This is a genomic window from Stutzerimonas stutzeri, assembly GCF_024448935.1.
Lineage (GTDB): Bacteria > Pseudomonadota > Gammaproteobacteria > Pseudomonadales > Pseudomonadaceae > Stutzerimonas > Stutzerimonas stutzeri_AO.
The window spans coordinates 1-3,000 of sequence record NZ_JAMOIE010000180.1 but is presented as its reverse complement, the minus strand read 5'-3'; the positions used below and the strand labels follow the sequence as shown (position 1 = coordinate 3,000).

The 3,000-nt window shown below is 53.9% G+C and carries 3 protein-coding genes and 3 tRNA genes; all 6 read right to left on the bottom strand.

Features of this window, described 5'->3' with window-relative positions; genetic code table 11:
• Positions 1 to 84 precede the first annotated feature (84 nt).
• Positions 85 to 160 (bottom strand) — tRNA-Thr (locus NA637_RS24470).
• 26 nt (positions 161 to 186) lie between these two features.
• Positions 187 to 260 (bottom strand) — tRNA-Gly (locus NA637_RS24465).
• 51 nt (positions 261 to 311) lie between these two features.
• Positions 312 to 396, bottom strand: a tRNA-Tyr gene (locus tag NA637_RS24460).
• Between the two features lie 140 nt (positions 397 to 536).
• The gene (locus tag NA637_RS24455; RefSeq protein WP_256075129.1) at positions 537 to 1,202 is read right to left on the bottom strand and encodes an SPOR domain-containing protein; all 666 of its coding nucleotides are present in this window, start codon (positions 1,200 to 1,202) and stop codon (positions 537 to 539) included.
• 10 nt (positions 1,203 to 1,212) lie between these two features.
• Positions 1,213 to 1,953 (bottom strand): type III pantothenate kinase, encoded by a 741-nt coding sequence (locus NA637_RS24450; protein ID WP_256075127.1) that lies wholly within the window; start codon positions 1,951 to 1,953, stop codon positions 1,213 to 1,215.
• The gene (birA, locus tag NA637_RS24445; RefSeq protein ID WP_256075125.1) at positions 1,943 to 2,908 is read right to left on the bottom strand and encodes a bifunctional biotin--[acetyl-CoA-carboxylase] ligase/biotin operon repressor BirA; all 966 of its coding nucleotides are present in this window, start codon (positions 2,906 to 2,908) and stop codon (positions 1,943 to 1,945) included. Before birA ends, NA637_RS24450 begins: the two co-directional genes overlap by 11 nt.
• Positions 2,909 to 3,000 lie beyond the last annotated feature (92 nt).

The following is a 3,000-nucleotide window of genomic DNA, read 5'->3' as shown; positions in this document are numbered from 1 at the left end:
TCGAGCCCGTCTCCCATCGTTGAATTGAGCTAGTCACGCCACCATTAAAGCAAAGGCAGATATTTACATATCTGCCTTTGAGATTGGAGCTCATGAGCGGATTTGAACCGCTGACCTCACCCTTACCAAGGGTGTGCTCTACCAGCTGAGCTACATGAGCGTATCGTATTTGTGCGAGCAAAAACCTGGAGCGGGTAGCGGGAATCGAACCCGCATCATCAGCTTGGAAGGCTGAGGTTCTACCACTAAACTATACCCGCGGTAGCCTAGGCCGACGCTATAACGCGGTAGCCTAGGCCGACGCTATAAACTGGTGGAGGGGGAAGGATTCGAACCTTCGAAGTCGATGACGTCAGATTTACAGTCTGATCCCTTTGGCCGCTCGGGAACCCCTCCAAAACGAGGCGGCATTTTCAATGCCATCCTCCTGGCTGTCAAGCAATTTCTCATTAAAATCCTGAGGTTAGCTTTCGTGACAGCGCCTCCTCAAACAACCCAAGGGGCTGCGCGACGGAGCGGGCGCCATTCTATGAAAACTATTCTACGTTTGCAATGCTTGAACACGGCATTTGTTGATGCCCAAGCCTGGGGAAATCTCTTATGAGGTCGCCAAGCAACGAGTCAGTCAGGAGGCGCCGCTGAACGCCCCTCACCTGCACCCAATAGCTACGGTGTGTTCTCGGCAACTCGCGTATCGACGCCGCATAATTAATAGCTTGTAAGCGACTTACAACGCTTTCAGCGGAGTCTTTACGAGAAAATATCCCCAGTGATGTCCCGTTAGACAGATCACCTACGGTAATGATGTAACTGTCAATATTGCGAGATTGCAGCTCTCTCAGCTGACGTAGTGATGCTTGCCGCGAAACCAGCGGAGGCAAATATACCCAATAATCAATACCGGCAGCCTCATCGACAGACTTGACGCTGGCATCAATTTCAAGAAGTAGCAAACGCTGCTTAACGTCCAGCGCAACCGATTCTTGGTCGAAACCACCCAGAAATAGGCAAACACTGCCCTCAGGATCTGCAGAACCACGAGGCTCCAACGGCCTGGTTTCGCTAAGCATCTGAATATCGGCCTCTTCGGGAGGGACGGGAGTCGTTGCGACCTCACCCGCCACCCCAGGAGACTGCTGATTGATGTGATGGAGGTAGAATAAAAAGTTTAGCATTACCAGCAGCATTAAAAGCCAGCGCATGGATACCTCTTTAGGGGCAGGCTATCGCCAGCCCCCTGAAAACCAAATCAGGCACGCAACTGACCCCGGGGAGATCTGCAACCAGTGCTGCATCTCCACCGGTAATGTAGATGGTGAAGTTTTTACCCAGATGATCTCCAGCGATGCCAATCTGGCTTGTAACGTAGCTTCGCAGCATGATTAAACAACCTCGCTCGACACCCTCGGCGGTGTCTCTGCCAGGTGTGATGTCACCCAACGCAACGGAAGATAGCGCAGGGTCGTATTGGATGCGCCGAGTGTGAGCAAGCAACTGCCCACGCAGAAGCGCTAAACCTGGCGCTATATAACCACCCAAGTGCACGCCGTTACAGTCCACTAAATCTATAGTGACGGCAGTGCCGAGGTCGATAATCAAACAGGGGCCCTTGCACATTTCATAAGCGGCGATGATAGCTAACCACCGATCCAAACCTAGTCGGTCCTGGTCCTTATAGCCATTAACAACGCCAGCGACGCGCTTGGCTGGACTCACCTTGAGCACTTCCACCCCCAACGCGCCAGACAACACCTCTGTCAATGCGCTGGTTTCCGCGTCGTCTCTGACGCTCACCATGCGGCAATGGGTAATTTTCCCGATGCCTGCACTGAGCAAATCTTGAAGCAGGTCCATCGCCTGCGCCGCGCCCCCCCCCACTACCAACGCGCCATCGGCATCTGAAACAACCCGCCACTTGATGAAGCTATTGCCGCAATCGAGCTCAAGAATCATCGTCTAGCCTCAAGCTTAACTCTCCACCACTGAAACACCGATCACCCTGCCCTTCAATCCAAAGGCGTAGCGCACCCTGCTCGTCTATTCCGTTCATTAGCCCTCTAACCTGTTGGGTGCCGGTGCTTAACGTACAGCGTCGCCCGCGCCAGATGTTGTTTGCTTCCCATTCGTCGCGCAACGAGGCAAACCCCTCACGGGCATGCCTGGCTAAATACTGAGATAAGGCTTCACTGACAAAGCGCGCCAGATCATCGCGGCTCGCCAGCATTCCCGTCTGCTCACGCACCGACGTCCAGGGCTGACCGATGCCCTGGGTGCTCGGAGTCATGTTCACGTTCACCCCAATCCCGATAATCACATGACAGACGTCCGCCGGATCACCATTCAGCTCTAATAGAATGCCTGCTATCTTTCTGTCGTCTGCATATACATCGTTGGGCCACTTTAGCCCCGCACTTTCGATACCGGCCCGATGAAGCGCACGGAGAACGGCCAGCCCAACGACCAAACTCAACCCAGACAACCCCTGGAGGCCATTCGAAACTTTCAACACCAGGGTGTAGTAAATATTTTGTGCCGGCGGGCTGGCCCACACACGCCCTCTGCGGCCCCGACCATGAGTTTGGCTTTCAGCCAATACCACGAATGGCGCAGCGACGCCCGCCTGTAGCAACCTCAACGCCTCTGCATTAGTGGAGTCCGTGGACTCTCGAAGATAGAGCTGCCAGCCCAGAGGGACCAACACAGCGGCGTTTTCCTCATAACTCAGCAGCGAAAGTGGCTCTGCCAAGCGATATCCTTTCCCTGGCACTTTGAATAGCTCGATACCGCATTCATCCTCAAGTCGCTGTAGGTGTTTCCACACAGCACTCCGACTTACACCGAGAGCCCTTCCTAACTCTTCGCCAGAATGAAAACGACCGTCACCGAGCAACCGTAGCAAGCTGTACATAACCCCTCCAGGCTTCGGCCAGACATAATCGATGCCCTTTAACACATTCGAGTTTTCCAATTCCCAAAGACAAACCCCCGGTCATCTTACGA